The following is a 23,728-nucleotide window of genomic DNA, read 5'->3' as shown; positions in this document are numbered from 1 at the left end:
TCGGCCGTGGTCGGCCGTGCGGGCGCTACGCTGGCGCGGTGAGCCAGGACCTGAACGCCCAGACGATGAAGCCTCTGACGGCTGCTGCCAAGCTCGGGATCTTCCTGCCGGCGGCGCCGGAGGAGTTCCGCTCCCAGCCCATCACGCGAGGCGACCTCGAGGCTCTGCGCCAGAACCCGCCGCAGTGGTTGAGCGATCTGTGGACGGCGGGGCCGTTCCCCCGCGACGTCGTGGCGCGCAAACTCGGCGTCACCAACACCGCACTGGCGCGCAACGACGTGTCCGACTCGATGACGCAGGCCGAGATCGACGCGCTGTCCGCCGAGGAACCGGACTGGCTGAAGGCCGAACGCGAGAACTACGCGGAGGTGCAGCGCGAGGCCGTCCGCGTGAAGGAGAAGGAAGAGGCGCGCCGGGCGCAGACCAACAGGCCCCCGAAGAACCGCTGACGGACGCGCGGCCCGACGAGCCGGGTCAGCCGACGAAGCGCTGGGCGACCACGTCGACCTGCGGAGCCTGATGCGCCGAGCGGCGCCGCCCGACCTCGTCGATGCCGCCCATGAGCGCGGCGACCAGACCTGCGGGGTCGGTGTTCCACTGGCGCTCGATGGCCTCGATCTCACCCGGCAGGAACAGGCCGGTGAACCGCAGATCGGACACCCACTGCCCGATGTCGCCGCACGAGATGGTGGTCAGGACGTCCTGGTCCACGCCGATCTCGAACTCGTCGCAGAAGACCGCGCGGATCATCTCGGTGTGGCCGGTGTTGACCGCGTGTGAGCGGTGCGCCAGAGGGTCGTGCATGTGGTTCTCCCCGACACGAGGGGCGTCGACACGACGCCGAATCTGTGTGTAACGAAGCGGGATCGTGGAGCGATACACCATCTCGTCCGTGGGCCGAAGCGTACGCGCCGGACGAGGGTCCCGGGGCTCCTGTGACAACTTCGTGAGAAAACACAACTGGTGCTGACCCCGTGCCGTGTGGCAGGTGCGGCGCATACTGACCGGCATGACCGCCGTCGCTGCTGTTCTGGCCGCTCTCGCCGCCGCGCTCCACGTGTACATCTTCGTTCTGGAGTCCCTGGTCTTCCGCACCAAGGGCCGTCACGTCTTCGGCGTGCGGGAGGACTCCCATGTCGACGTCGTCGAGCGGTGGGCCTTCAACCAGGGCTTCTACAACCTGTTCCTCGCGGTGGGTGCCGCGGTCGGCGCGGTGAACCTGGCGGCGGGGAATCACACCGTCGGCGCCGTCCTGGTCTTCGTGTCCGCGGGATCGATGGTCGGCGCCGGCAGTGTTCTGCTCGGCACCGACCGTCGGATGATGAAGGGCGCGCTCGTGCAGATCGTCCCGGCAGGACTGGCCGTCGTGGCCACCGCACTCGCGCTCTGAGCCGCGAGGGTCAGGCCGAGAGCAGTACCCGAACGCCGACGGCACCGTCGCCGACGACCGACGCGACCGCGCTGCGCACGTCCGTCAACTTCTCCGCCACGGTGCGCAGCGATGCGGACTCCTCGGCCCGCACCACCACGGTGATCACCGGGACACGGCGACCGTCGGACCGCTCGTGACGCAGACGCGCACGCGCGGACTTCACCCCGTCGACCTCGCGGGCGGTGTCGGCCGCCCTGTGAGCGACCGATCGCAGATCGACGGTCACGCGGCCGTCGGGATCGCCGGTGACCGGCAGCGACAGGGTGCGCCCCGCTGAGGACGGCAGCCTTCGTACCAGTGAGAACACCACGAGCAGCGCGATCAGCACTCCGGCGCCGAGGAGAGCCCACGGCCACCACTGCTGGTCCTGCGCGTCGGTCACCACCGACGCGTCGACCTCGGTGAGTTCGAACGGGAGTCGATCGCGCTGCCACAGTGCGGCGCCACCGCCGACGGCCACGAGCGCGAGTCCGATGATCAGGACACCGAGGCGGTCGAAGAACACCGTGGTCCGCTTCATTTCTCGCCTCCTGCGACAGTCGGGGTGGCCGTGGTCTCGGGTGCGGCCGCCACCGTGGGTTCCGGCTCGGTCACCTTCGCCAGGTCGGCCTTGTGCACCCACACGTCGTCCGCGATCCCGCTGGACCGGTACCGACGGGCGCGCCACTTGAGCGAGGCCAGGACGACCAGAACTCCGACGACCGCCACGGCGACGCCCGCGGGGAACATCCAGGACAGGGGTGTGAGTCCGTCGATCCAGTCGAGTGCGCTCGCCGTCCACTCTCGACCGCTGATGACGGAGAATCCGACCAGCGCGTCGCGGATCAGCACACCCGCCCCGGCGAGGAGCAGCAGCGACACCACGATCGCGATCGGGGTCGCGGCCGGAGCCGCGAGCGGCCGGGTGGTCGGCGCCGGAGTCGCGCCCGACGCCGGCGCGGCGGACGAGGACACGGAACCGAAGTCGCCGACGTGTACGTCGACGGAATCCGTGCGCAGGCCCGAGTCGGTCATGCCGCGCGCGATGTCGCGGCGGAGATCGTCGGCGACGGACGCCGCCGAGCGCGGCCACGCCACGGTCACGTCGACGGCGGCGCGTACGCGGTCGTCCTGCTTCGTCACCTTCACACGGGACGGTTTGCGGCCGAAGCTCCCGCCGGAGGTGACGACACCGTCGGTGCGACCGAGGGAGGCGTCGGCGATGGACTCGACCGCGCGATCGAGGACTGTGAGCGACCCACGCTGCGCGGGGTCGATCGTCCCGGGGTCGGCTCTGTCGGACAGGTCTTTCGAGACGGTGTCCGCTCCGTCCGCAGTGTCGCTCGGGGCGGTGTCAGCCACGGCCGCGACCTCGCAGGAGTGCCTCGGGGTCGAAGTTTCCGTCGCGGTACGCGCCGACGGCGAACCCGATCGCACCCAGGACGAGAGCGACGAGGAATCCGGTGAATCCGCCGGCTGCGGCAGCGACTGCCAGAAGGAGGCCGGCGAGAAGGCCGATGGTCGAGGAAGTCATGGTGCTCCGATCGTGGAGAGCGGTCAGTTCTCCCGGGAGGGAGAACGTGGGTCCGTGGGTCTGGGTGGCCGGTCGGCCGAGCTCGTGGGCAGGTCGACGTAGGTGCGCCGCGTGGGCAGCAGTCGACGGACCCGGGACAGGCGGCGAACGGCGAGCCGTCGTCGGGAGACGCCGACGACCACCTGCGTCGCGACGGTCCCGCGGGAGAACTTCGCGTCGATGTCGCGCAACGCACGGATGAGCGACTCGGCGTCGCCCCCGGCGTCGGGGTGGTGCGCTCTCGCCGCCGCACGCCGAGCCTCGCGATAGGCGGGGTCGGCGTGCGGCGGACGAGGCTGGGTCACGGGCGGAGAGTACCCCCGGGAGCCGAGGTCGACCCCGGCTCGGAGGACTCGGTCGGTTCCGGTCCGGAGGAACCTGTGTCGGCGCCGCCGTCCGACGGCGACGCCACGTCCTCGACCACGACGTGCACCGGGGCATCGACCACCGCACGGACGGCGCGGCGAACCGCGTCGGCCGTCTCGCGTACGACGGCGTCCGGGGTCACGGCGATGTGGATCTCGGTCCCGTCGTCCCGGATCGCGACTCCAGCGACGCGCCTACCGGGAAGGTAGGTGCCGATCTCGCCGAACATCCCGCCGTGCAACGAGGCGACTCCGTCCACCGCGACGACCGCGTCCGCGACGAGATCGGCGCGATCGCTGCCCGACGGTGCCGCGGGGCTCATCGAACGCGTGCGGGTGCTGCGTCGTCGCGCTCGTCTTCTTCCTCGAACAGGAAGACGTCGTGCACGGTGATGTTGACCTCGGTGACCTGCAGGCCGGTCATCCGCTCGACCGCGTCGATCACGTTGCGACGGATGCCCGCCGCGAGATCCGCGATGGACACGCCGTAGTCGGCCACGATGTCGATGTCGACGGCTGCCTGGCTCTCGCCGACCTCCACGGACACGCCCTGCGAGTGGTTGACCCGGGCGCCGGGGATGCGCTCGCGCAGTGCACCGATGGCGCGGGTCGCGCCGCCGCCCACGTCGTGCACGCCCTGGACCTCACGGGTGGCGATGCCGGCGATCTTGGACACGACGACGTCCGCGATGGTGGTGCGGCCGTCGGACGCGACCAGTGCACCGGTGGAGTCCGTCTTCTTGTCCAGCGCACCGTTCGAGCCGGTGGCGGTGGTGGACGTGGTGGATCCCTGTGCTGTCGTCATCTACGTCATCCTTTCGGGTTCGTTGTGTCGGGAGTAGGTCGAGTCGGACCGAGGAAAACGTATGCGAATGTGATGTATGCCACACCACTGTCGTTTCACACCCGCTGGTTCGAATCTGCTCCGTGGACAGCGATGCGGCTCTCGTCGACGCTGCGGTCATCGGTGACCGCGGCGCGTTCGAGGAGATCGTCCGCACGCACGGTCCCGCGATGTTTCGGTACGCCCGCAACATGTTGCGTGACGACGGCGTCGCGGAGGAGGTGGTCCAGGACGCGTTCGTCGCGGCCTGGAAGAGCCTCGGCAACTACCGGTCCGACTCGGCGCTGCGCACATGGCTGTTCGGCATCACCGCACACAAGGCCATCGACGCCGCGCGGCGCCGCATCCCCCGTCCGCACGAGGAGTGGCTGTTCGACGACGCCGTCAGCGACGTGTCGGACGATCCGGAGGTGCGGGCGACGGAATCGGGGTTCCTCGCCGAGCTGCGCGTGGCCCTCGGGGCACTGCCACAGATGCAGCGCTCGTGCTGGTTGCTCCGCGAGGTCGAGGGAATGACTCATGTCGAGATCGGGGAGATCCTGTCCATGTCGCCGTCCGCGGTGCGCGGTCAGGTCACCCGCGCACGAACCACTCTGAGCGAGAGGATGGCGTCATGGCGTTAGACACGGCGGACGAGCCGGACGATTCCGTGCTCAGCCGCGCCGCACAGGAACTTCGCGACGAGGAGGTGCCGTCCTGGGTCGAGGCCAGCACGGCGATCCTCGCCGCACTCCGCGCGACGGCTCGGCGGACACGCGCGCTGGACGCCTCGCACCCGGGCTTCGTCGACGGCGACTCGCTCCGGGTGGGCGACCACCTGGTGCTCCTGTCCATCGCCCGCGCCCTGTCGGAACTGCCCTGCGGGGTCAAGGGCATCGATCTCGACGTCGACGGACGCCGGTGTACCGGGGTGTCCCTGGACATCGCCGTGACGTACGGCCAGGACATGGCCGCGCTGGCGGTGACACTGACCGGGAGGACGGCCGACGCGGTGAACACCACGCTCGGCACCGCTCTCACGGCGGAGGACGTCGCGGTGCACGTCGTGGACGTCCTACTACCCTGACGGCGTCACCACCCAGCCTGCCTGAACACACCGGGAGAACTCCATGGCCACACCCCTGTCCGTCAGCGTCGACATCGATGCACCGCCGAGCGCGGTCTGGTCCGTGGTGTCCGACCTGAAGCGCACGGGTGAGTGGAGCCCCCAGTGCGCGGTGATGAAGGTGTTCGGCCCACTGCGCGTGGGCACCCGCACGCTCAACGTCAATCGGCGCGGACCCCTCGTGTGGCCCACGACGTCGCGGGTCGTGCGCCTCGAGCCCGAGCGACTGCTCGCGTTCCGCATCACCGAGAACCACACGGTGTGGTCCTACTTCCTGGAACCGACCGAGACGGGCACACGCGTGACCGAGCGTCGCGAGGCACCCGGCGGCACCACCAAGGTCTCCGACACCGCGGTGCGACTGGTGCTGGGCGGCACACGCAACTTCGAGGCCGAACTCGAGCGGGGCATGGCGTCCACCCTGGCGAAGATCAAGGACGCGGCCGAGAGTTCTGCTCGTACCGTGAAGTGATGACCCCTCGCGCCCGCACGACCCGCGCCCTCGCCGGCCTCGCCCTGTCCGCTGCTCTGGCGACGACGGCGTGCTCGACCACGACCGAGTCCGACGCCTCCCCCGCGGCCGGCACCCCCGAATCGCCGACATCGCAGGCAACGACACCGGGACCGATGTCCGCGGACGCCGCGAGCGCCGTCCCGAACGTCGTCGTCTCCTCACTGGCCACCGGGCTCGATCACCCGTGGGACGTGGTCCGGGCGCCGGACGGCACCGTGATCTTCGACGAGCGCCCCGGCCGCTTCACCGCGATCCGGCCCGGTGGTGAGCCGACACCGATCAGCGCCGATCTCGGCGATCTGTTCGTCGGATCGGAGACCGGTCTGATGGGCCTCGCACTGTCACCGACCTTCGAGACCGATCGGACCCTGTACTCCTGCCAGGGCATTCGAGGCGACGACCCCACCATCGGCGTGGTCGCATGGACCGTGGCCGACGACTACGCGAGCCTCACGCGTGAGCGCACCGTCGTCTCCGGGTTCCCGGTCACCTCCGGTCGCCACGGCGGATGCCGGGTGCTGGCGAACGCCGACGGCACCCTGTTCATCGGCACCGGCGACTCGGCTCAGGGCACCGTTCCGCAGGACCCGACGTCGCTCGGCGGCAAGGTCCTCCGGGTCGACGCCGCCACGGGCGCACCGGCCGCAGGCAATCCCGACCCCGCGAGCCCGGTCTTCACACTCGGCCACCGCAACGTCCAGGGACTGGCCGCCCGGCCCGGCACCGATCAGATCTTCTCCGTCGAACAGGGCACGTCGCGGGACGACGAGGTGAACCTCCTCGCGGCGGGCGGCAACTACGGGTACCGCCCGGACCGCGGCGGCGGCTACGACGAGTCCGTCGCGATGACCGATCCGGACCGTGTACCCGGCGCCCGGAACGCGGTGTGGAGCTCGGGCCCGAGCACCATCGCCACCGCGTCGGCCACGTTCCTCGACGGTGACGCCTGGGGCGCGTGGAACGGCATGCTCGCCGTCGGCGTGCAGAAGGGCCAGGAGGTCCTGCTCCTCGATCTCTCCGACGACGGCACCACGGTGGACGCGCAGTCGACGATTCCCGCTCTCAGCGAGTACGGCCGCATCCGCACGGTGTCGGCACAACCGGACGGGACGCTGCTCGTGACGACCGACAACGGCGACACCGACCAGATCCTGCTGGTCACGCCGCAGTAGGCCCGCCGTCACGCAGTCGAGGCCGGATCGTGATGTGCCGTCGTCCGACTTAACGTTTGCTGAGTATCGGGGCCGGGTACAGGAGGTCAGTAGTCATGCCCGGTCCACGGGCAGCAAAGCTGATCTGAAAGAGGTTCCATCATGTTGGGTCTGGGCATCATCGGTTGGATCATCATCGGCGGACTCGCCGGATGGATCGGCAGCAAGATCATGAAGACGGATGCGCAGCAGGGCATCATCCTCAACATCGTCGTCGGCATCATCGGCGGCCTGCTGGGTGGATTCCTGCTCCGCGCGTTCGGTGTCGACGTCCAGGGCGGCGGCATCATCTTCAGCTTCGTCACGTGCCTCGTCGGCGCGATCATCCTGCTGTTCATCGTCAAGGCAGTCACGGGACGCGGTTCGCGCGTCTGACGCAGACCCCACCTCTCGGGGCCCCTCACGTAATCTGTGAGGGGCCCCGAGTCGTGTCCGCACATCCCTCGGGCCGTGAGAGTGTGCCCGAATCGACGTAAGAGGAGCCCGTGGCCCGCAGACCTGTCCCCCCTGGTACGCCTGAACCGACCGGAGCAGGACACATCGTGGACCTGGTGCGGCGCAGCATTCCGCCGCTGCATCCCGCCGGTACCCCGTTCGTCGCGGTGCCGTTGGCGCTCGCCGGACTCGGCCGCCGCCACCGGGTCGTCCGCACCGCCTCGCTGCTCACCGCCGGAGCCATGGCGGGCTTCTTCCGCCACCCTCCGCGCGTCCCGCCGAATCGGGCCGGGGTTGTCGTGGCCCCCGCCGACGGTGAGGTCGCACTCGTCGACCACGCGGTGCCGCCCGCCGAGTTGAACCTCGGCACCGCTCCGCTGCCGCGGGTCAGCATCTTCCTGTCCGTGCTCGACGTCCACGTCCAGCGCGTCCCGGTGTCCGGCACGGTCGAGGCCGTGGTGCACAAGGCCGGACAGTTCCTGTCGGCCGACCTCGCCGACGCCAGCGAGGTCAACGAACGCACCAGCATGCATCTGCGCACACCATCGGGTCACGACCTGGCGGTCGTACAGATCGCCGGACTGCTCGCGCGACGCATCGTCAACACCACGTCCGTGGGCGATTCGCTCACCATCGGCGACACCTACGGACTGATCCGCTTCGGTTCGCGCGTCGACACCTACTTCCCGGAGGGGTCGCGGACGGCGGTGATCGTCGGGCAGCGCGCCATCGGAGCCGAGACGGTTCTGGCCGAGCTTCCGTGAGCGCGGCACGCGAGCAGGCCGACGAGTCCACCGGCCGCCAGGGCGCGGTCCGCCTGTTGCCCAGCGCCGTCACGGTGCTGGCGATGTGCGCAGGACTGTCCGCCGTGAAGTTCGCGCTCGACGGTCGACTCGGGTTGTCGCTGGCCATGATCGGCGCAGCCGCCGTCTTCGACGCCCTCGACGGTCGCATCGCACGCATGCTCGACGCGACCAGCCGGATGGGAGCCGAGCTCGACTCGCTCGCCGACGCCATCTCCTTCGGCGTCGCGCCGGCCCTGGTGCTGTACGTGACGCTGCTCGAGGGCAGCAGCGGCGGGTGGGTCATCGCCCTCATCTACGCGGTGAGCATCGTGCTGCGCCTCGCCCGGTTCAACACACTTCTCGACGACGACTCCCGGCCCGCGTTCGCCGGCGAGTACTTCGTGGGTGTCCCCGCTCCGGCGGGGGCCCTGGTCACACTCCTCCCGCTCGTTGCGGAGGAGCAGTGGGGCAACGGCTGGTGGTCCTCGTACTACGTCGTCGCCACCTGGGTGGTGCTGTCGGCCCTACTCATCGTCAGCCGTATCCCGACGATGGCGTTCAAGACCGTCTCGGTTCCGCCGAGAATGGCGACGTTGCTGCTGATCCTCGTCGGCCTGGCGGGCGCGGCACTGATCACGTTCCCGTTCGTGCTGCTCATGGTCCTGATCGTGTTGTATCTGCTCCACATCCCGTTCGCGGTGCGGTCGCAGCGATGGGTGGCCGCGCGGCCCGAGACGTGGGAGGCCAAGCCCGCCGAGCGACGGGCCGTACGACGAGCGATGCGCAAGGACCGCCCGGCACGCACCGGTATCGCCCGGCGGCGGCGTCCCGCCCGCGCCACGGCGAGTTCGGCTCGGCTCCGACTCCGGTCACCGAGCGCCCGAGCAGCCGACGTCCCGCCCCGCGACGAGATCTAGCGGGACACTCCCGCACGAGCGAGGACCGCGTCGATCAACCGGGAGCAGGCCTCGATGGAGGCCTGCTCCCGGCGCGCGACCTCCGCGCGGATCGCGGGGACGTCCACACTCGCCTCCACCTCTGCCCGCACTCCCCGTGCGTCCCACCCCTCGATCCACGACTCGAACACGTCGACCGTGATCTCCGGGTGGAACTGCAGACCGATGTGCGGTCCCGAGACGAAGGCCTGCAGTGCGGCCGCCGTGGTCGCGAGCGGCTCGGCGCCCGGCGGGAGCGTGAACGTGTCGTCGTGGAACTGCATCCACGGACCCTGGGGGATCAGCTCGTCGGACTCCGTCCGCACGGTCACGAATCCGTGCTCCGACTCGGCCGCACGCGTGACGGTCCCGCCGAGCACCCGCGCGAGCAGCTGACCACCGAAGCACACACCGAGAACCGGAACGCGCTGCGCGACAGCGTCACCGAGCCAGGTGATCTCCTCCGCCAGCCACGGGAGCGCATCGTCGTAGGCGGCGTCGGGTGAGCCCATCAGCACGATCAGGTCGAACGACGAGGCCGTGGGCCGGTCCGCGTCGCGGCAGTCACCCTCGAACGAGAAGGTCGTCGTCTCGAATCCGCGATCGCGGAGAGCCGGGCCGATCGAGCCGACGTTCCGGACGCCGAGGGCGTGGTCACGTTCGTGGAAGACGAGGGCGGCACGGGTCATGCGCGCAGCATAAACGGGCCAGGCTGCACACGCTGGAGCGAGAGCCCGGGCCGGTCGGCTCGATAGGCTCGGGGAGTGAGCACCCCCGATCTCGCCCTGACCGTTCGCCTCACCACCTCCGCCGCCGATGCCCGCCGCGGGGTGGTCCGTGTGCACGCGGAGGTGCTCACCGCGCTCGGACTGCGCGAGTGGGACGCCGTCGAGTTGATCGGCGCGAGGCGTACCGCCACCGTGGTGGCACAGGCACCGGCCGGAACGCCCACGGGGACCGTGCTGCTCGACGACGTGACGATGTCGAACGCGGGACTGACGGAGAACGCGTCGGTCGTCGTCGCTCCCGTCTCGGTGCAGGCGGCACGCACCGTCCTGGTGCACGGATCCGCGACGACCACCGCGCTCGACGACGCGACGCTGCGCCGAGCACTGCTGGGAAAGGTGGTCGTCGCGGGCGACGCCGTGTCGCTCCTGCCCCGCGACCTGGGGCCGGGCACCTCCACCGCGTCGGTCTCGCAGACGCTCTCGCGCACGGTCGGTGTCGCGTGGACCACCGAACTGCTCACCGTCACGTCGACCGACCCGGCCGGCATCGTCAGCATCCAGCCCACGACGGCCGTGACGCGCGGCGCCGCTGCCCGCGGACAGTCGAACGACCGCGCGACACCCCGACCCGTCGAGGCTCCGCCCCAGCCCGTGATTCCGGTGGACGACCTGGTCGGTGTACGCGACCAGGCGGCGAAACTGACGGAGTGGCTCGAACTCTCGCTCGATCGCCCCGAGCTGCTCCGCACTCTCGGCGCGTCGGCCCAGCTCGGCGTCCTGGTCACCGGGCCGGGCGGCGTGGGCAAGTCCACCTTCGTCCGCGCCGTCGCCGCCGGTCGCAGGCTGGTGGAGATCGACGGTCCGTCGGTCGGGTCGCTCGCCCCCGAGGACCGGTTGGCCGCAGTGGTCGCCGCGGCCGATCGACTGACCGACAGTCCCACCGGTGCAGTGCTTCTCGTCGGTAACGTGGATGCGCTGCTCCCCCTGTCCGCCGACGGACGGGGCTCTGCGGCGGATCCGGTGTCGACTCTCGTCCTCGATCGCCTGCGACAGGTGGTGCAGACACCGGGAACCGTCCTGATCTGCACGACGTCACGGCCGGACGCCGCTGATCCGCGTCTGCGCGGACCTGATCTGTGCGATCGCGAGCTCGCACTCCCGCTTCCGGGGTCGGTCGAGCGCGCCGCGTTGCTCGAGGCGCTGCTACGTGATGTTCCGACCCGGAAGATCACCCCTGCCGAGATCGCCCTGCGCACACCCGGATTCGTCGTCGCGGACCTCGCAGCCCTGTGCCGAGAGGCAGCCGTCCGGGCCGCGGTGCGTGCCCACCGGGACTCGGCCGATCCCGTTCTCACACAGGACGATCTGGTCGGGGCCTTGTCGGTGATCCGGCCACTCTCCCGGTCGGGCACCGAGGAACTCGCGGTCGGCAGCCTGACCCTCGACGACGTCGGCGACATGGTGGAGACGAAGCGTGCGCTGACCGAAGCGGTGTTGTGGCCGCTGCGCCATCCCGACTCCTTCGCGCGGCTCGGTGTCGAGCCGCCGCGGGGCGTGTTGCTCTACGGCCCGCCGGGGTGCGGCAAGACGTTCGTCGTCCGGGCACTCGCCAGCTCGGGGCAACTCAGCGTGCACGCCGTCAAAGGCGCGGAGTTGATGGACAAGTGGGTCGGCTCGTCGGAGAAGGCCGTCCGCGAACTGTTCCGGCGAGCACGAGACTCGGCACCGTCGCTCATCTTTCTCGACGAGGTCGACGCCCTGGCACCGCGCCGCGGGCAGAGCAGCGACTCCGGCGTCGGAGATCGCGTGGTGGCCGCGTTGCTCACGGAGATGGACGGCGTCGAGCCGCTGCAGGACGTCGTGATCCTCGGCGCGACCAACAGGCCCGAGCTCATCGACCCGGCACTGCTGAGGCCCGGACGACTGGAGAAATTGGTGTTCGTACCGCCGCCCGACGCCGAGGCGCGTCGCGCGATCCTCGCGACGGCCGGAGCCTCGGTGCCGCTGGCGGACGACGTCGATCTCGACTCTCTGGCCGAGAATCTCGACGGGTACTCCGCCGCGGACTGTGCGGCACTGCTGCGCGAGGCGGCTCTCGCCGCGATGCGCCGCGACGTCGACACCGCCGTCGTGACAGCGGACGACGTCGCGACCGCGCGCGACGCCGTCCGGCCGTCACTCGATCCGGTGCAGGTGGCCGCTCTCGAGGCCTACAGCACGAGGGACTAGGTCACGCCCAGTCGGCGAGCACCTCGTTCGCGCGCTCGGCGAGCACCATCTGGAAGATGGGGCCGAAGCTGACACGACCGACACCCAGCTGCGCGAGGGCGGACTTCGAGTTCTTCACCGGGTGGCCGATGGCGTTGACCGGCAACGGGAGCTCCGCGGTGAGTCGCTTCTGATCGTCGTCGCTGTGGAAGCCGACCGGGTAGAGCACGTCGGCACCGGCAGCGGCCGCCAGCTTCAGGCGGGCGATGGCGCGATCCACGCGATCGTTCTCGTCACCGATCTGCTTGACGAAGAGGTCGGTACGGGCATTGATCACCACGTGGACGTCGGTGGCATCCGAGGCTGCGCGCAGTGCACCGACGAAGTCGGCGTGCTCCTGCGCCTCACGCAGACGGCCGCCCTCGCTGTGCACGGTGTCCTCGATGTTCAGGCCCACCGCACCCGCGTCGATCAGTCCCTCGATGAGACGCTTCGGGTCCTCGCCGTAGCCCGACTCGATGTCGACGGAGATCGGCACGTCGACGGCGGCAGTGATCTGGCGGATGCGAGTGAGCAACTCGTCGAAGGTGATGCCCTCGTTGTCCGGCTTGCCGATCGAGTCGGACACCGGGTGCGAGCCGACGGTCAGGGCAGTGAAACCCGCGCTCACCGCGAGGTTCGCCGACCAGGCGTCCCAGACGGTCGGAAGGATCACCGGGTTTCCGGGGACGTGCAGTTCGAGGAGGGTCGTGGCCTTCGTTGCGATTGTCATGCTCGGGGCAACCGAGGGGGGCCGCTGTCGATTCCCGAAACCGGATGAAGACCGATAGGTTCGCCGCGTGAGCGCATCCGGTGGACGTCTCGACGCCGTGTCGACGCCGATCGCCCTCGTCGTCGGTGCGGGCACCGCCGTGCATGCCGTGACGTCGCCCGATCTCGTCGCCGACACCGGCAACGGCCCCGCAGCGGTGGTGGCAGCCGTGGCCGTGGCCGCGCTGCTCACGGGGCGATCGAGCAGAGCCGCACCCGCGGTCCTCGCTGCCGTCGGCGGCGCAGCGCTGGTTCTGGGCACTCTCGGATCCTCGGCCGCCCTGTCCCTGCTGGGGGCGCTCGGCAGTGGCGTCGTCCTCGGCGTGCTCGCGGTCCTCGCCTCGGTCCGACGCCTGTGGGTCGCCGCGTTCGGAGTCGCGTCGACCGTCTCTCTGGTCCTGAGCATCACCGTCGTCGCGATACCGCGGCGCTACGCCTCCTACGTCGACACCGACACGACGACGTCCCGCACCATCGCACTCGTCGCCGCGATGGTGGTGACAGTGCTCGCGATCGGTCTGCAGTCGAGGACGCAGCGCTCGTCCCGGAGTTCCTCGACTCGCACCGCCCTGACGGCAGTGATCGTCGCCCTCGTCGGACTCGTCCCGGTGCTGGTCACGAACCTGACGGCCGCCGCCGGAGCAGCCGGGCTGGGCGCGGTGACCACGACGGCCGCGTGGTCGGTGTCGACGATCGTCGTCACGCTGGTGCTCGTCGGTGTCGCTCTGGCACTGCCGAGCGGCGGCGTCCTCGTCGTCGCGGGCACCGTGCTGTGGTTGTCGACGCGGCCGGCCTCCGTCGTCGTCCTCACGACGGCAGGCACAACGGCCCTCCCCCTTCTCCTCGTCGTCGGGGTCGCACTCGCCTGCGCCGTGGGCGCCGCGGCAGGCGCCCGTGCACGACCCGCGGTGGGCACACCGCTGGCCATCCTGTGCTGCGCGGCCGTGGTGGCGGCGATCCACCTCGGGACGTCCTTCACCGGAGTGGCCGTCATCGCGGCGGCGCTCGCGACCGGCGCCGTCGTCGGGGCCGGCGCCGCGTCCGTCGACGTGCCGTCACCCGCCGCCGTCGTCGGCGCCGGCCTGCTCGTCCCCCTCGCTCTGACGACCATTCCATCGTCCCCGATCTCGGCGGACTTCGGCTGGACGGCGTACACGCCCCTCACCCTGCAGTCGGGGTCCGTCACCCTCACCGAGCCCACGGCAGGGACACTGGTGACGGTGACCTGCCTCGCTCTGTGCGCCGTCGGCGCCGAACTGATCCGACGGCGCCGCGGGTGAGACACCACATCGCCCTCGCCGCCTCCCTCCTCGCAGCCGCGCTCGTCGGAGCTCTCGGCGCTCTCGCGTGGTCCGGCCCCCGCAGCGACACGTGGCCGTTCGCGGCCACCGTCGACGATCTGATCGGGTGGTCGTCCACCCAGTCCACCGCCACCGTGGTCGGGCAGGTGCTGGTGGTGGTCACCGTCGCGCTGGCCGTCGGACTGCGGATGCCGACACGCATCGCCCCCTGGGTGTGTGCGGCCCTGCTGGTCGTGGTGCTCGCCTTCACCAAGGTGGCGATTCCCGAAGCGGCGAGCCTGGCCGTCTTCACCGCACTGCACATTCTCAAGTCGTGCGTGGCCGGCGTCCTGGTCGGCCTCGTCCTGCACGCCACCCGGCGATCCGCCGCCGGATGGGTGGCCCTCGCGACCGGCGTGCTCGGCGGAACGCTGCTCGCCTCCGTCGGAACGACTGCCGCGTCCGCCGCCTTCGTGGCGACGCGTCTCGACAGCACCAGTGTGTTCGGCGAACCGGCCTGGTGGTTGATCGGCTCCGCGTTCACGGCGTGCATCGTCGCCGCCGTTCTGCATCGACCGGCCGCTGATCCCGACGAGGACCCGACCGCCCGCGAACTGGTGCGGCTCACCGTCTACGCGGTGATCGTGGCCGTCGTCTGCCGCGTGGGTGTCGAGATCGTCGGCACCGGCGAGTACGCACTGTGGAAGGCGATCGTCGTGCTGATCGTGGCACTCGTCGTCGTGGACCGCGTCGCCGCACGGTGGGAGTCGGCCGACGCACGAACGGTGCTGGTCGCGATCCTCGTCACCGCCTCTGCCGTCGCGATGTGGAACGTGGGCGCCCGCACCCTGCTCGACTCCCGGCTGCTCACCGTGGTGGGCGTGGGCGGACTGGTCCTCGGCGCCGTCCTGGCCTGGCGGCTCCCGGTCGGACGCATCACGTCGTGGCTCACCGCCCTGGCACTCACCGCGCTGCCGATGGGCGCTGCCCTCGTGAGCGTCGACGAGGTATCGGCGGCAGCACTCGGGGTGGTGGCCGCGCTCGTTCCGATCGCCCTGACCGCCGTCACCGCGGATCCGCACGCGACGGTGCGGCCATTGGCGGCGGCGCTGCCCGGGCTCGCGATCCTCGTCGCTGCGGCGGCGCCGGTACCGGCGCAGACACTTGACCCCGAGTGGCTGAATCAGCTGTCGATCGGGTCCGACCAGCCCACCGGCGACGCGTACACGGGGAGCCTGTCGGTGATCGGCGACCTCGACACTGTCATGGCCGAGTACACCTCCACCGACCTCACCTCCGCCTACCTCCTGCTCGGGGTCGCCGCGCTCTGCACGCTGCGCATCGTGTGGCTGTCCCGGCGCACAGATGCCCCCGAGCCGGACGCCGAGCCCCCTGCACCCCATGCGTGAGCACGGGTTCCTCAGATCACCAGGCCCTGCGCCTGGAGGTGCCGGAAGACACGCATCGATCCCGGCGCGACGTCCGGCATGGCGGCGTACTCGGCGACGGTGAACCACCGCAGATCAGCGATCTCGCTGGTGGCCCGAGGTTCGCCGGTGAGGTCGGCGGAGAAGCACGTCATGTGCAGATCACGGCCGAGGGGGTCGCCGAACGCCGGGCACTCGACGACACACAGCAGGTGTACCGACGACTCGACGACGTCGACGCCCAGTTCCTCCCGCACCTCGCGGTGCAGCGCCTGGAGTGGTGTCTCACCGGGATCGATCTTGCCGCCGACCATGTAGAACGCACGCTTGCCGACCGACCGGGCCTGCAGCATCCGGCCGTCACGGACGAGGGCGAGGGCGGCGGTGCGCAGTGGTTCGGTCATCGCCCGGAGACCATACCCGTACCGGGGGTGGGTATCGCTGACCGAGAGGGCGTGGACCCGCACCGGTAGTATGGAGTGAACGACGTCTCGTGCGTCCGACACCCCGCCGCCCCGACGTCCACGACGGAGTGCCTCTTGCTTTCCATTCTCGTTGCCCACACGGTGGCCGCGCTGATCGCGCCGCTTCTCGTGCGTCTGTGGGGACGACAGGCTTTTCTTCCGCTCGCCGCGGTGCCGGCCGCCTCGCTCGTCTGGGTGGCCGCGAACTGGAACACCGAGCAGCGACTGTCCATCGAGTGGGTCCCCGGACTCTCCATGAACATCGATCTGCGCTTCGATTCCCTGGCCGCGGTCATGTCCACGCTGGTGCTCGGCATCGGCGCACTGATCCTGCTCTACTGCGCTCGCTACTTCGAGGACGACGAGCCCCGTCTGGGCATCTTCGCCGCGGAGCTCGTCGCATTCGCCGGTGTCATGTTCGCGCTGGTCACCAGCGACAACATGCTGATGCTCTACATCTTCTGGGAACTGACGACGGTGCTGTCGTTCCTGTTGGTCGGGCACTACGCCGAGCGCGCCTCGAGTCGACGCGCCGCGACGCAGGCTCTGCTGGTCACCACGGCCGGCGGTCTCGCCATGCTGGTCGGCATCATCGTGCTGGGCCAGACGGTGGGCAGTTACAACCTTTCCGACGTCATCGAGGCGGCGCCCCGCGGCTGGTTGGCGGGCACCGCCCTGGTCCTGGTCCTGGTCGGTGCGCTGAGCAAGTCGGCCATCGTTCCTCTGCACTTCTGGTTGCCCGGCGCCATGGCCGCGCCGACACCCGTCAGCGGGTACCTGCACGCCGCGGCGATGGTCAAGGCCGGCATCTACCTGGTGGCGCGTCTCGCACCGGGCTTCGCCGACGCCGGGCCCTGGCGCTTCACCATCCTCACGCTCGGTCTGGCGTCGATGCTCGTCGGCGGCTACCGCGCACTGCGTGCATACGACCTCAAGCTCGTGCTCGCCTTCGGCACGGTGAGCCAGCTCGGCTTCCTCGTCGCCATCGTCGGCATCGGTTCGCGCACGGCGATGCTCGCGGGCCTCGCGATGGTCCTCGCCCACGGCTTCTTCAAGGCCGCGCTGTTCATGGTGGTGGGCATCATCGACCACTCGACCGGCACCCGAGACGTGCGCAAGCTCGCGCATCTCGGGGACCGGTCACCCGTACTCGCCGCGACGGCCGTGATCGCGGCGGCGAGCATGGCGGGCCTTCCGCCGTTCCTCGGTTTCATCGGCAAGGAGACCGCGTTCGAGTCGACGCTCGACTCGGACGCGATGGGTCCGCTCTCGTCTGCGCTGGTGCTGGCCGCGATGGTCGTCGGCTCGATCCTGACCGTCGCCTACAGCCTGCGCTTCGTGTGGGGCGCCTTCGGTCGCAAGAAGCTGCGGCAGCCCAGCGCCGCCGTCGCCTCGATGCACGCACCGGGATGGTTCTTCCTCTTCCCGCCCGTGCTGCTCGCCGTCCTCGGACTGGTGGCAGGCCTCGCCGCGCCGGTCGTCGACACCCTGATCGCGCCGTACAGCAAGACCCTGCCGTCCTACGGCGCGAAGGACTACCACCTCGCGCTGTGGCACGGCGTCAACCTCCCGCTGGGTCTGACCGTCGTCGTCATCCTCGTCGGCGTCCTGCTCTACCGAGTGCACAAGGCGATCGCGCGAACGGTCCCGGCCGTGCCGCTGAACGCCGACCGGGTGTACGACCGCGTCCTCTACCTGATGGACCTGCTGTCGCTGCGCCTCACCGGAACCACCCAGCGCGGTTCGCTTCCCGGCACGCAGGCGACCATCCTCGCCACCCTCGCTCTGTTCCCGCTCGTGTCGCTGATTGTCTACACCCGCACCGGCGTCGAGAGTCGTCTCGCCGACTCCCCGATCCAGCTCGTCGTGGGCGCCATCATGGTCGCGGCCGCGATCGGCGCCGTGGTGATGAGGAACCGTCTGGCAGCGGTGCTGCTCGTCGGTGTCACCGGCTACGGCTGCGGTGTGCTGTTCGCGGTGCACGGTGCGCCGGACCTCGCGCTGACCCAGTTCCTCGTCGAGACGCTCACGCTGGTCGTGTTCGTTCTCGTGTTGCGCAAGCTGCCGGCGGAGATCGACGAGGGGCGCGCGTTCGGCCGCAAGCCGGCACGCGCTGCCCTGGCCGTGCTCGTCGGCATCACGGTCACGCTGGTGGGAGCGTTCGCGATGAACGCACGTAGCACCCGCCCCATCGCGGAGTTGCTCCCGGACGCCGCGTACAACTTCGGTGACGGCAGCAACGTGGTCAACGTGATCCTGGTCGACATCCGCGCCTGGGACACCCTCGGCGAGATCTCGGTGCTGCTCGTCGCGGCCACCGGCGTCGCCAGCCTGGTGTTCCGCAATCGTCGCTTCGGCAGTGCGCCGCGCGTGTCCGACGCCCCGTCGGCGATGGACGGCCAGCAGGTCGCGTCCGAGATCACGTGGCTCAGCGGCAGCGATCTCATCGACCCCAAGCACCGCGTCCTGGTCCTCGAGATCACCACTCGCCTGGTGTTCCCGACGGTCATGATGCTGTCCATCTACTTCTTCTTCGCCGGCCACAACGCGCCCGGCGGCGGCTTCGCGGGTGGACTCACCGCCGGCCTCGCCCTCGTGCTGCGCTACCTCGCCGGTGGCCGCTACGAGCTCGGCGAGACGGTGCCGTTCGACGCCGGGAAGATTCTCGGCATCGGCCTCCTGTTCGCCGGCGGTACGGCCCTCGCCTCGTTGTTCCTCGGAGCACCGGTGCTGTCGTCCGCCACCTTCGAGGTGACGCTCCCGATCCTCGGCGACATCAAGATGGTGACCGCCCTGTTCTTCGACCTGGGTGTCTATCTCATCGTCGTCGGACTGGTTCTCGACGTCCTTCGAAGCCTCGGAGCGCGCCTCGACGCGCAGATCGAAATGAGCCGCCAGTGACCGCGAACATCGGAATGCTCGTGGTCGTCGCCGCGCTGATCGCGGCCGGGGTCTACCTGCTGATCGAACGCAGCATCATCCGGATGCTGCTCGGCGTGCTGCTGATGGGCAACGGGCTGAACCTGCTGATCCTCACCTCCGGCGGTGGGTCGGGCAATCCACCCGTGGTCGGACGCGTGTCCGAGGTCGCCGACGGTGACGCGGATCCGTTGGCGCAGGCCCTGATCCTCACGGCCATCGTCATCACGATGGGCATCGCCGCCTTCGTGCTGGCCCTGGCGTACCGGTCGTACACGATCAACATCGCGGACGTCGTCGAGAACGACCCCGAGGACACCAAGGTGCTCACGCGTCGCAGCCTCGCGGACGCTCCGGACCGCGACAAGTCCGACGATCCGATCACCGGCGAGCCCGGCGAGGCCGGAGACGCCTTCGACAAGGACGGAAACCCGATTCCTCTCGACCAGATCGCCAACCGCGAGGACCTCGAGTGCTACGAGGATCTCCACGAGGGCAAGTTCCGTGACCGGGACGACGTCTCCACGCCGGCGGGTGACTCCCGATGACGCTGTCGCCGACCATCATCGGAACCCTCACCCCGCTCCCGGTCCTCATCCCGCTGCTCGCGGCCGCCCTGTGCCTCGTGCTCGGTCGGAAGCCACGCGCGCAGCGGGCGGTCACCATCGTCGCGCTCGTCGCCGTGACCGCCGTCTCGTGCGTCCTGCTCTACCTGGCGGACCGGGACGGCACCACCGCGCTGCAGGTCGGCGGGTGGGAGGCGCCGATGGGCATCACCCTGGTGGTCGACCGCCTGTCCGCTCTGATGCTGGTGGTCTCGTCGATCGTGCTGCTGGCCGTCATCGTCTACGCCGTCGGGCAGGGCATCCGCGACGGTGACGCCAATCAGCCGGTGTCGATCTTTCTTCCGACGTACCTGGCGCTCACGGCGGGTGTGTGCAACGCGTTCCTCGCCGGTGACCTGTTCAACCTGTACGTGGGGTTCGAGGTCCTGCTCGTCGCGTCGTTCGTGTTGCTGACGCTCGGTGCCAGCGCCGAACGGGTGCGTGCCGGCGTCTCGTACGTCATGGTCTCCGTCGTCTCGTCGATGATCTTCCTGGCGGGCATCGCCGCCACGTACGCGGCCACGGGCACTCTGAACTTCGCCCAGCTCGCGCTGCGTTTCGACGACATCCCGCAGGGCACGCGGCTCGCGATCTTCTCGATCCTGCTCGTCGCGTTCGGCATCAAGGCCGCGGTCTTCCCGCTGTCGGCCTGGCTCCCCGACTCCTACCCGACGGCGCCCGCGCCGGTCACCGCCGTGTTCGCGGGCCTGCTCACCAAAGTGGGTGTGTACGCGATCATCCGGACCCACACGCTGCTCTTCCCGGACGGCGCCATGGACAACGTGCTACTGGTCGCCGGTCTGCTCACGATGGTCATCGGCATCTTCGGTGCCATCGCCCAGAGCGAGATCAAGCGTCTGCTCTCGTTCACGCTGGTCTCGCACATCGGCTACATGATCTTCGGTGTCGCGCTGTCGACGAAGGCCGGTCTCTCCGGGTCCGTGTACTACGTGGCCCACCACATCCTGGTGCAGACCACGCTGTTCCTCGTGGTCGGTCTCATCGAGCGCCAGGCCGGGTCGTCGTCGCTGCGCCGGCTCGGTGGTCTCGCCGCGGCCAGCCCGCTCCTGGCCATCCTGTTCCTCGTTCCCGCGCTCAACCTCGGCGGCATCCCCCCGTTCTCCGGCTTCATCGGCAAGGTGGCGCTGCTGCAGGCCGGTGCGGACAAGGCGAGCGTGCTGGCCTGGGTCCTCGTCGCGGGCGGCACGATCACCAGCCTGCTCACGCTCTACGTCGTCGCCCGTGTGTGGACGAAGGCGTTCTGGCGCGCCCGCGCCGACGCCCCGGACGGCGAGATGTCGGACGACTCCCCCACCGCGCTGCTCGACAACGCCAACGACGTCGACTTCGACAGCCGCGTCGATCCGGGCCGGATGCCGGTCGGGATGCTCGTCCCCACGGTGGGACTGGTGCTCGTCGGACTGTCGCTCACCGTGTTCGCCGGACCGTTCATCGGGATCAGCGACCGCGCCGCCGACGACCTGCGTGACCGCAACGTCTACATCTCGGCCGTGCTGGGCACCGTCGACGATCCCGTCACCTACGCGGACGGACGCGACGCACCGGAGGAGGGAGGACGATGACCCTCATGAGTCGCGACGTCGCCCTCAAGGCCGCGTTGCTCGCATGGCTCACCGGCGTGTGGGTGCTGTTGTGGGGCAACGTCTCCGCGGCCAACATCCTGGGCGGTCTCGCGGTCGGCACGTTCGTGATGACCGTGCTCGCGCTCCCGCGCGTTCCGGTCGAGGGCCGGGTGCACCCCCTGTCGGTGGTGCGACTGATCGGCGTGCTCGTCTGGTATGCGGCGGTGTCCAGCGTCCAGGTCGCCTGGGCCGCGATCCGTCCCGGACCGTCACCCGTCAACGCGGTGCTGCGCTACCCGGTGCAGATCAAGTCCGACCTGGTGCTGACGTTCATGGTGGACGCGTTGAACATGGTGCCCGGCACCATGGTGCTCGACATCGACCGCGAGGATCGGGTGCTGTACATCCACGTCCTGGACGTCGCGAAACCCGATGCGGTGGACCAGTTCCGCACCATCGTGCGTGCCTACGAGACGGCCTTCATCTCCGCGTTCGAGCGCGACCCGGAATGGCACCCGGCCACCGAGATCGAATCGATGGCGGACACCGACGTGGACAGCGTGGCCGACACCGTCGACGACATCAGCACCGACTACTCCGACAAGTCCGGCGACGAGAGTTCGTCCGCCCGCAGGTCGGACCGGAAGGAGGACCGGTCGTGACCGTCGTCCTGATCGTCTCCGGCGTGATGCTGCTGACCGCCGCCGTCATCACCGCGTATCGCCTTCTTGCCGGCCCCAACTCGCTCGACCGCCTCGTCGCCGTCGACACGCTCATCGCGCTCACGGTCTGCGGGGTGATGGTGTGGGCGGTGTACTCCCGCGACACCACGCTGGTGCCGTCCATCGTCGCGCTGTCGGTGGTGGGCTTCGTCGGGTCGGTGAGCGTGGCGCGGTTCCGCGTCGCCGACACACCCGAGACCCGGCGCGCCGCGGCCGCCGCCACGGCGCGGACCCCGCACCCACCCCGCGGAGACGAGTCCCGCGACCGACGGCAGGGGAAGTCATGACACTCGTCCTCGACATCATCAGCGGCACGATGATCATCCTGGGATCGATCCTCGCGCTCACGGCGGCCATCGGAGTCGTCCGCTTCCCGGACACGTTGTCCCGCATGCACGCCGCCACCAAGCCTCAGGTGGTGGGGTTGATCCTGATTCTCATCGGCGCGTTCATCAGCCTGCGCGGCAACGTCGACATCTGGATGATCTTCCTCGTCGGCGTCTTCACGGTGCTCACGGCGCCGATCATCGCGCACACCGTGGGCCAGGTCGCCTATCGCGAGCAGAGCAGCCGTGACGACCTCTTCATGGTCGACGAGCTGCGCGCGGACGAGCGCAACGACCGAGCCTGATCAACGACGTTCTGGTCAGCGACGTTCTGGTCAGCGGAGTTCGGAGATCAGCGAGTCGACGACGGCGATGAGGTCGCCCCCCGACCTCTCCGCCACGGCGCGCTGCCGCTGGTAGGACGCGCCCTGGCGCGGGATGTCCGCGACGCGGCCCAGCTCGTCCGCACACCCCAGCCGCACGGCGATCGGGGTGAGCTTCTCCAGGAGGTCGAACAGGTCGTCGGTCATGAGTCGCTCGTTGCTGTCGGCGTCGAGCACGATCTCGGCGTCCAGGCCGTATCGCGCGGCGCGCCACTTGTTCTCCTGCACGTGCCACGGCGGGATGGTGAGCAACGGCTCGCCGGCATCGAGCCGTTCGTCGAGATACACCACGAGGCAGTGGATCAGAGCGACCAGGGCACCGAGCTCACGCTTGGTGGACACCCCGTCGCACACCCTGATCTCGATGGTGCCGAGCCGCGGCACGGGACGGATGTCCCAGTGCATGCCGCCGAGCTGCGAGATGACGCCGGTCTTCATCTGGTCGTGCACGAAACCCTCGAACTGCGACCAGGTCTCGAACTGGAACGGCAGTCCCGCGGTGGGGAGCTGCTGGAACATGAGCGCGCGGTTGCTGGCGTAGCCGGTGTCCGACCCGGCCCACATCGGGGACGACGCGGACAGCGCGAGCAGGTGCGGGTACTGCAGCAGGATCGAGTTGAGAATCGGGAAGACCCGGTCGGCCGAGCGGAGTCCGACATGGACGTGGACGCCCCAGATCAGCATCTGCCGACCCCACCACTGTGTGCGCTCGATCAGCTCGTCGTAGTGCGGGGCCGCGGTGAGCTGTTGCGACGACCACTCGGCGAACGGGTGTGTCCCGGCGCAGAACAGGTCGACTCCCAACGGATCCGCGGCGCGGCGCACCAGATCCAGCGACTCGCTCAGATCGTCGATCGCTTCGCCGACGGTGTCGCAGATGTCGGTCACCAACTCGACCGTGTTGCGCAGGAGTTCCTTCGTCACGCGCGGCGTGTGTGCTCCCGCGAGTTCCACGACGCCGTCCATCACCTCGGACGCAGTGTTCGACAGATCCCGCGACACGCGGTCGACGAGCGCGATCTCCCACTCGACGCCGATGGTCGGACGCTCCGACCCGGCGAACGGCACCGTGGTCGAGCTCGACTCGTTCTTCAG

At 69.7% G+C, this 23,728-nt stretch carries 28 protein-coding genes and 1 pseudogene; 18 read left to right on the top strand and 11 right to left on the bottom strand.

Translation table 11 applies throughout. The features are described from left to right. Nucleotides 1-38 precede the first annotated feature (38 nt). Nucleotides 39-449 (top strand): DUF5997 family protein, encoded by a 411-nt coding sequence (locus tag QRN16_RS00225; protein ID WP_056441446.1) that lies wholly within the window; start codon nt 39-41, stop codon nt 447-449. 25 nt (nt 450-474) lie between these two features. Here QRN16_RS00225 and QRN16_RS00220 read toward each other — a convergent pair whose 3' ends face one another. Further along, nucleotides 475-804, bottom strand: coding sequence for a hypothetical protein (locus QRN16_RS00220; protein ID WP_285184281.1), 330 nt, complete (start codon nt 802-804; stop codon nt 475-477). A gap of 205 nt (nt 805-1,009) precedes the next feature. On the opposite strand from QRN16_RS00220, the gene QRN16_RS00215 reads away from it, so the two are divergent. Beyond that, complete coding sequence (locus QRN16_RS00215; protein ID WP_027506264.1) at nt 1,010-1,390, top strand: DUF1304 domain-containing protein; 381 nt, start codon at nt 1,010-1,012, stop codon at nt 1,388-1,390. Between the two features lie 10 nt (nt 1,391-1,400). Here QRN16_RS00215 and QRN16_RS00210 read toward each other — a convergent pair whose 3' ends face one another. Genes QRN16_RS00210 through QRN16_RS00185 form a run of 6 tightly spaced genes read right to left on the bottom strand, consistent with a single transcriptional unit; the run spans nt 1,401 to nt 4,154 of the window. Further along, nucleotides 1,401-1,952 (bottom strand): Asp23/Gls24 family envelope stress response protein, encoded by a 552-nt coding sequence (locus tag QRN16_RS00210; RefSeq protein ID WP_027506263.1) that lies wholly within the window; start codon nt 1,950-1,952, stop codon nt 1,401-1,403. Then, entirely contained in the window at nt 1,949-2,773 is an 825-nt protein-coding gene (locus tag QRN16_RS00205) for an Asp23/Gls24 family envelope stress response protein (RefSeq protein WP_285184280.1), read from the bottom strand. The genes QRN16_RS00210 and QRN16_RS00205 overlap by 4 nt, the downstream gene beginning before the upstream one ends. Further along, nucleotides 2,766-2,945 carry a DUF2273 domain-containing protein gene (locus tag QRN16_RS00200; RefSeq protein ID WP_027506261.1) on the bottom strand — a complete coding sequence of 60 codons (180 nt, stop codon included), beginning with the start codon at nt 2,943-2,945 and terminating at the stop codon, nt 2,766-2,768. The genes QRN16_RS00205 and QRN16_RS00200 overlap by 8 nt, the downstream gene beginning before the upstream one ends. Nucleotides 2,946-2,968: 23 nt before the next feature. Next, nucleotides 2,969-3,289: a hypothetical protein gene (locus QRN16_RS00195; protein WP_037186113.1), complete on the bottom strand. Its 321-nt coding sequence runs from the start codon at nt 3,287-3,289 to the stop codon at nt 2,969-2,971. Continuing rightward, on the bottom strand, nt 3,286-3,672 hold the full coding sequence (locus QRN16_RS00190; RefSeq protein WP_231476392.1) for a hypothetical protein: 387 nt from the start codon (nt 3,670-3,672) through the stop codon (nt 3,286-3,288). Before QRN16_RS00190 ends, QRN16_RS00195 begins: the two co-directional genes overlap by 4 nt. Beyond that, on the bottom strand, nt 3,669-4,154 hold the full coding sequence (locus QRN16_RS00185) for an Asp23/Gls24 family envelope stress response protein (RefSeq protein ID WP_056441439.1): 486 nt from the start codon (nt 4,152-4,154) through the stop codon (nt 3,669-3,671). Before QRN16_RS00185 ends, QRN16_RS00190 begins: the two co-directional genes overlap by 4 nt. A gap of 122 nt (nt 4,155-4,276) precedes the next feature. Here QRN16_RS00185 and QRN16_RS00180 point away from each other — a divergent pair, with 122 nt between their 5' ends. The 7 genes from QRN16_RS00180 (at nt 4,277) to QRN16_RS00150 (ending at nt 9,160) form a co-directional block, all read left to right on the top strand. After that, nucleotides 4,277-4,816 carry an RNA polymerase sigma factor gene (locus QRN16_RS00180; protein ID WP_285184279.1) on the top strand — a complete coding sequence of 180 codons (540 nt, stop codon included), beginning with the start codon at nt 4,277-4,279 and terminating at the stop codon, nt 4,814-4,816. Continuing rightward, on the top strand, nt 4,807-5,259 hold the full coding sequence (locus tag QRN16_RS00175; protein WP_285184278.1) for an Asp23/Gls24 family envelope stress response protein: 453 nt from the start codon (nt 4,807-4,809) through the stop codon (nt 5,257-5,259). Before QRN16_RS00180 ends, QRN16_RS00175 begins: the two co-directional genes overlap by 10 nt. 43 nt (nt 5,260-5,302) lie before the next feature. Beyond that, nucleotides 5,303-5,770, top strand: coding sequence for an SRPBCC family protein (locus QRN16_RS00170; RefSeq protein ID WP_285184277.1), 468 nt, complete (start codon nt 5,303-5,305; stop codon nt 5,768-5,770). After that, entirely contained in the window at nt 5,770-6,984 is a 1,215-nt protein-coding gene (locus QRN16_RS00165) for a PQQ-dependent sugar dehydrogenase (RefSeq protein WP_285184276.1), read from the top strand. The genes QRN16_RS00170 and QRN16_RS00165 overlap by 1 nt, the downstream gene beginning before the upstream one ends. A gap of 141 nt (nt 6,985-7,125) precedes the next feature. Continuing rightward, nucleotides 7,126-7,398: a GlsB/YeaQ/YmgE family stress response membrane protein gene (locus QRN16_RS00160; RefSeq protein ID WP_056073977.1), complete on the top strand. Its 273-nt coding sequence runs from the start codon at nt 7,126-7,128 to the stop codon at nt 7,396-7,398. 110 nt (nt 7,399-7,508) lie between these two features. After that, nucleotides 7,509-8,222: a phosphatidylserine decarboxylase gene (locus tag QRN16_RS00155; protein WP_285184275.1), complete on the top strand. Its 714-nt coding sequence runs from the start codon at nt 7,509-7,511 to the stop codon at nt 8,220-8,222. A gap of 83 nt (nt 8,223-8,305) precedes the next feature. Beyond that, nucleotides 8,306-9,160: a CDP-alcohol phosphatidyltransferase family protein gene (locus QRN16_RS00150; protein ID WP_285184671.1), complete on the top strand. Its 855-nt coding sequence runs from the start codon at nt 8,306-8,308 to the stop codon at nt 9,158-9,160. Here QRN16_RS00150 and QRN16_RS00145 read toward each other — a convergent pair. Continuing rightward, nucleotides 9,157-9,867 (bottom strand): type 1 glutamine amidotransferase, encoded by a 711-nt coding sequence (locus QRN16_RS00145; protein ID WP_285184274.1) that lies wholly within the window; start codon nt 9,865-9,867, stop codon nt 9,157-9,159. The genes QRN16_RS00150 and QRN16_RS00145 overlap by 4 nt on opposite strands. 75 nt (nt 9,868-9,942) lie before the next feature. Here QRN16_RS00145 and QRN16_RS00140 point away from each other — a divergent pair, with 75 nt between their 5' ends. Beyond that, nucleotides 9,943-12,135, top strand: coding sequence for an AAA family ATPase (locus QRN16_RS00140; RefSeq protein ID WP_285184273.1), 2,193 nt, complete (start codon nt 9,943-9,945; stop codon nt 12,133-12,135). 1 nt (nt 12,136) lies between these two features. Here QRN16_RS00140 and QRN16_RS00135 read toward each other — a convergent pair whose 3' ends face one another. Continuing rightward, nucleotides 12,137-12,886, bottom strand: a complete 750-nt coding sequence (locus QRN16_RS00135; RefSeq protein ID WP_285184272.1) for an isocitrate lyase/PEP mutase family protein — start codon at nt 12,884-12,886, stop codon at nt 12,137-12,139. A 67-nt stretch (nt 12,887-12,953) separates the two neighbouring features. On the opposite strand from QRN16_RS00135, the gene QRN16_RS00130 reads away from it, so the two are divergent. Beyond that, on the top strand, nt 12,954-14,204 hold the full coding sequence (locus QRN16_RS00130) for a hypothetical protein (protein ID WP_285184271.1): 1,251 nt from the start codon (nt 12,954-12,956) through the stop codon (nt 14,202-14,204). Next, nucleotides 14,201-15,613 (top strand): hypothetical protein, encoded by a 1,413-nt coding sequence (locus QRN16_RS00125; RefSeq protein ID WP_285184270.1) that lies wholly within the window; start codon nt 14,201-14,203, stop codon nt 15,611-15,613. Before QRN16_RS00130 ends, QRN16_RS00125 begins: the two co-directional genes overlap by 4 nt. Nucleotides 15,614-15,624: 11 nt before the next feature. Here the strand turns inward: QRN16_RS00125 and QRN16_RS00120 are convergent, their stop codons facing one another. Beyond that, the gene (locus tag QRN16_RS00120; protein WP_027506248.1) at nt 15,625-16,035 is read right to left on the bottom strand and encodes an NUDIX hydrolase; all 411 of its coding nucleotides are present in this window, start codon (nt 16,033-16,035) and stop codon (nt 15,625-15,627) included. A gap of 135 nt (nt 16,036-16,170) precedes the next feature. Between QRN16_RS00120 and QRN16_RS00115 the strand changes: the two genes are divergently transcribed. The 6 genes and pseudogenes from QRN16_RS00115 to mnhG all read left to right on the top strand — a co-directional run bounded on the left by QRN16_RS00115 (nt 16,171) and on the right by mnhG (nt 22,555). Then, nucleotides 16,171-18,996 carry a Na+/H+ antiporter subunit A gene (locus QRN16_RS00115; protein ID WP_285184269.1) on the top strand — a complete coding sequence of 942 codons (2,826 nt, stop codon included), beginning with the start codon at nt 16,171-16,173 and terminating at the stop codon, nt 18,994-18,996. Further along, nucleotides 18,993-19,562: a Na(+)/H(+) antiporter subunit C gene (locus tag QRN16_RS00110; RefSeq protein ID WP_027506246.1), complete on the top strand. Its 570-nt coding sequence runs from the start codon at nt 18,993-18,995 to the stop codon at nt 19,560-19,562. Before QRN16_RS00115 ends, QRN16_RS00110 begins: the two co-directional genes overlap by 4 nt. Next, nucleotides 19,559-21,202 (top strand): Na+/H+ antiporter subunit D, encoded by a 1,644-nt coding sequence (locus tag QRN16_RS00105; protein WP_285184267.1) that lies wholly within the window; start codon nt 19,559-19,561, stop codon nt 21,200-21,202. Before QRN16_RS00110 ends, QRN16_RS00105 begins: the two co-directional genes overlap by 4 nt. Beyond that, the gene (locus tag QRN16_RS00100; RefSeq protein WP_235578870.1) at nt 21,199-21,864 is read left to right on the top strand and encodes a Na+/H+ antiporter subunit E; all 666 of its coding nucleotides are present in this window, start codon (nt 21,199-21,201) and stop codon (nt 21,862-21,864) included. The genes QRN16_RS00105 and QRN16_RS00100 overlap by 4 nt, the downstream gene beginning before the upstream one ends. Next, nucleotides 21,861-22,112, top strand: a pseudogene (locus tag QRN16_RS00095) (monovalent cation/H+ antiporter complex subunit F); the annotation flags it as partial. The gene QRN16_RS00100 and the pseudogene QRN16_RS00095, both read left to right, overlap by 4 nt. Before the next feature lie 95 nt (nt 22,113-22,207). Further along, complete coding sequence (gene mnhG / locus QRN16_RS00090) at nt 22,208-22,555, top strand: monovalent cation/H(+) antiporter subunit G (RefSeq protein WP_027506245.1); 348 nt, start codon at nt 22,208-22,210, stop codon at nt 22,553-22,555. A gap of 30 nt (nt 22,556-22,585) precedes the next feature. On the opposite strand, the gene QRN16_RS00085 is transcribed toward mnhG, so the two are convergent. Next, a complete protein-coding gene (locus QRN16_RS00085; RefSeq protein ID WP_037186102.1) occupies nt 22,586-23,701 on the bottom strand; it encodes a glutamate--cysteine ligase in 1,116 nt (371 codons plus the stop codon). Nucleotides 23,702-23,728 lie beyond the last annotated feature (27 nt).

Origin of the sequence: Rhodococcus sp. MEB041 (assembly GCF_030208955.1) — a bacterium.
In the GTDB taxonomy this organism is placed as follows: domain Bacteria; phylum Actinomycetota; class Actinomycetes; order Mycobacteriales; family Mycobacteriaceae; genus Rhodococcoides.
This window is presented reverse-complemented; position numbering and strand designations above follow the sequence as displayed.

What these genes read in the sequence shown, in the direction of transcription:
- QRN16_RS00210 (WP_027506263.1), bottom strand. Translation starts at nt 1,952, where the DNA reads ATGAAGCGGACCACGGTGTTCTTCGACCGCCTCGGTGTCCTGATCATC.
- QRN16_RS00215 (WP_027506264.1), top strand. Translation starts at nt 1,010, where the DNA reads ATGACCGCCGTCGCTGCTGTTCTGGCCGCTCTCGCCGCCGCGCTCCAC.
- mnhG (WP_027506245.1), top strand. Translation starts at nt 22,208, where the DNA reads ATGACACTCGTCCTCGACATCATCAGCGGCACGATGATCATCCTGGGA.
- QRN16_RS00170 (WP_285184277.1), top strand. Translation starts at nt 5,303, where the DNA reads ATGGCCACACCCCTGTCCGTCAGCGTCGACATCGATGCACCGCCGAGC.
- QRN16_RS00135 (WP_285184272.1), bottom strand. Translation starts at nt 12,886, where the DNA reads ATGACAATCGCAACGAAGGCCACGACCCTCCTCGAACTGCACGTCCCC.
- QRN16_RS00145 (WP_285184274.1), bottom strand. Translation starts at nt 9,867, where the DNA reads ATGACCCGTGCCGCCCTCGTCTTCCACGAACGTGACCACGCCCTCGGC.
- QRN16_RS00220 (WP_285184281.1), bottom strand. Translation starts at nt 804, where the DNA reads ATGCACGACCCTCTGGCGCACCGCTCACACGCGGTCAACACCGGCCAC.
- QRN16_RS00175 (WP_285184278.1), top strand. Translation starts at nt 4,807, where the DNA reads ATGGCGTTAGACACGGCGGACGAGCCGGACGATTCCGTGCTCAGCCGC.
- QRN16_RS00185 (WP_056441439.1), bottom strand. Translation starts at nt 4,154, where the DNA reads ATGACGACAGCACAGGGATCCACCACGTCCACCACCGCCACCGGCTCG.
- QRN16_RS00165 (WP_285184276.1), top strand. Translation starts at nt 5,770, where the DNA reads ATGACCCCTCGCGCCCGCACGACCCGCGCCCTCGCCGGCCTCGCCCTG.
- QRN16_RS00100 (WP_235578870.1), top strand. Translation starts at nt 21,199, where the DNA reads ATGACCCTCATGAGTCGCGACGTCGCCCTCAAGGCCGCGTTGCTCGCA.
- QRN16_RS00120 (WP_027506248.1), bottom strand. Translation starts at nt 16,035, where the DNA reads ATGACCGAACCACTGCGCACCGCCGCCCTCGCCCTCGTCCGTGACGGC.
- QRN16_RS00200 (WP_027506261.1), bottom strand. Translation starts at nt 2,945, where the DNA reads ATGACTTCCTCGACCATCGGCCTTCTCGCCGGCCTCCTTCTGGCAGTC.
- QRN16_RS00190 (WP_231476392.1), bottom strand. Translation starts at nt 3,672, where the DNA reads ATGAGCCCCGCGGCACCGTCGGGCAGCGATCGCGCCGATCTCGTCGCG.
- QRN16_RS00105 (WP_285184267.1), top strand. Translation starts at nt 19,559, where the DNA reads ATGACGCTGTCGCCGACCATCATCGGAACCCTCACCCCGCTCCCGGTC.
- QRN16_RS00150 (WP_285184671.1), top strand. Translation starts at nt 8,306, where the DNA reads ATGTGCGCAGGACTGTCCGCCGTGAAGTTCGCGCTCGACGGTCGACTC.
- QRN16_RS00160 (WP_056073977.1), top strand. Translation starts at nt 7,126, where the DNA reads ATGTTGGGTCTGGGCATCATCGGTTGGATCATCATCGGCGGACTCGCC.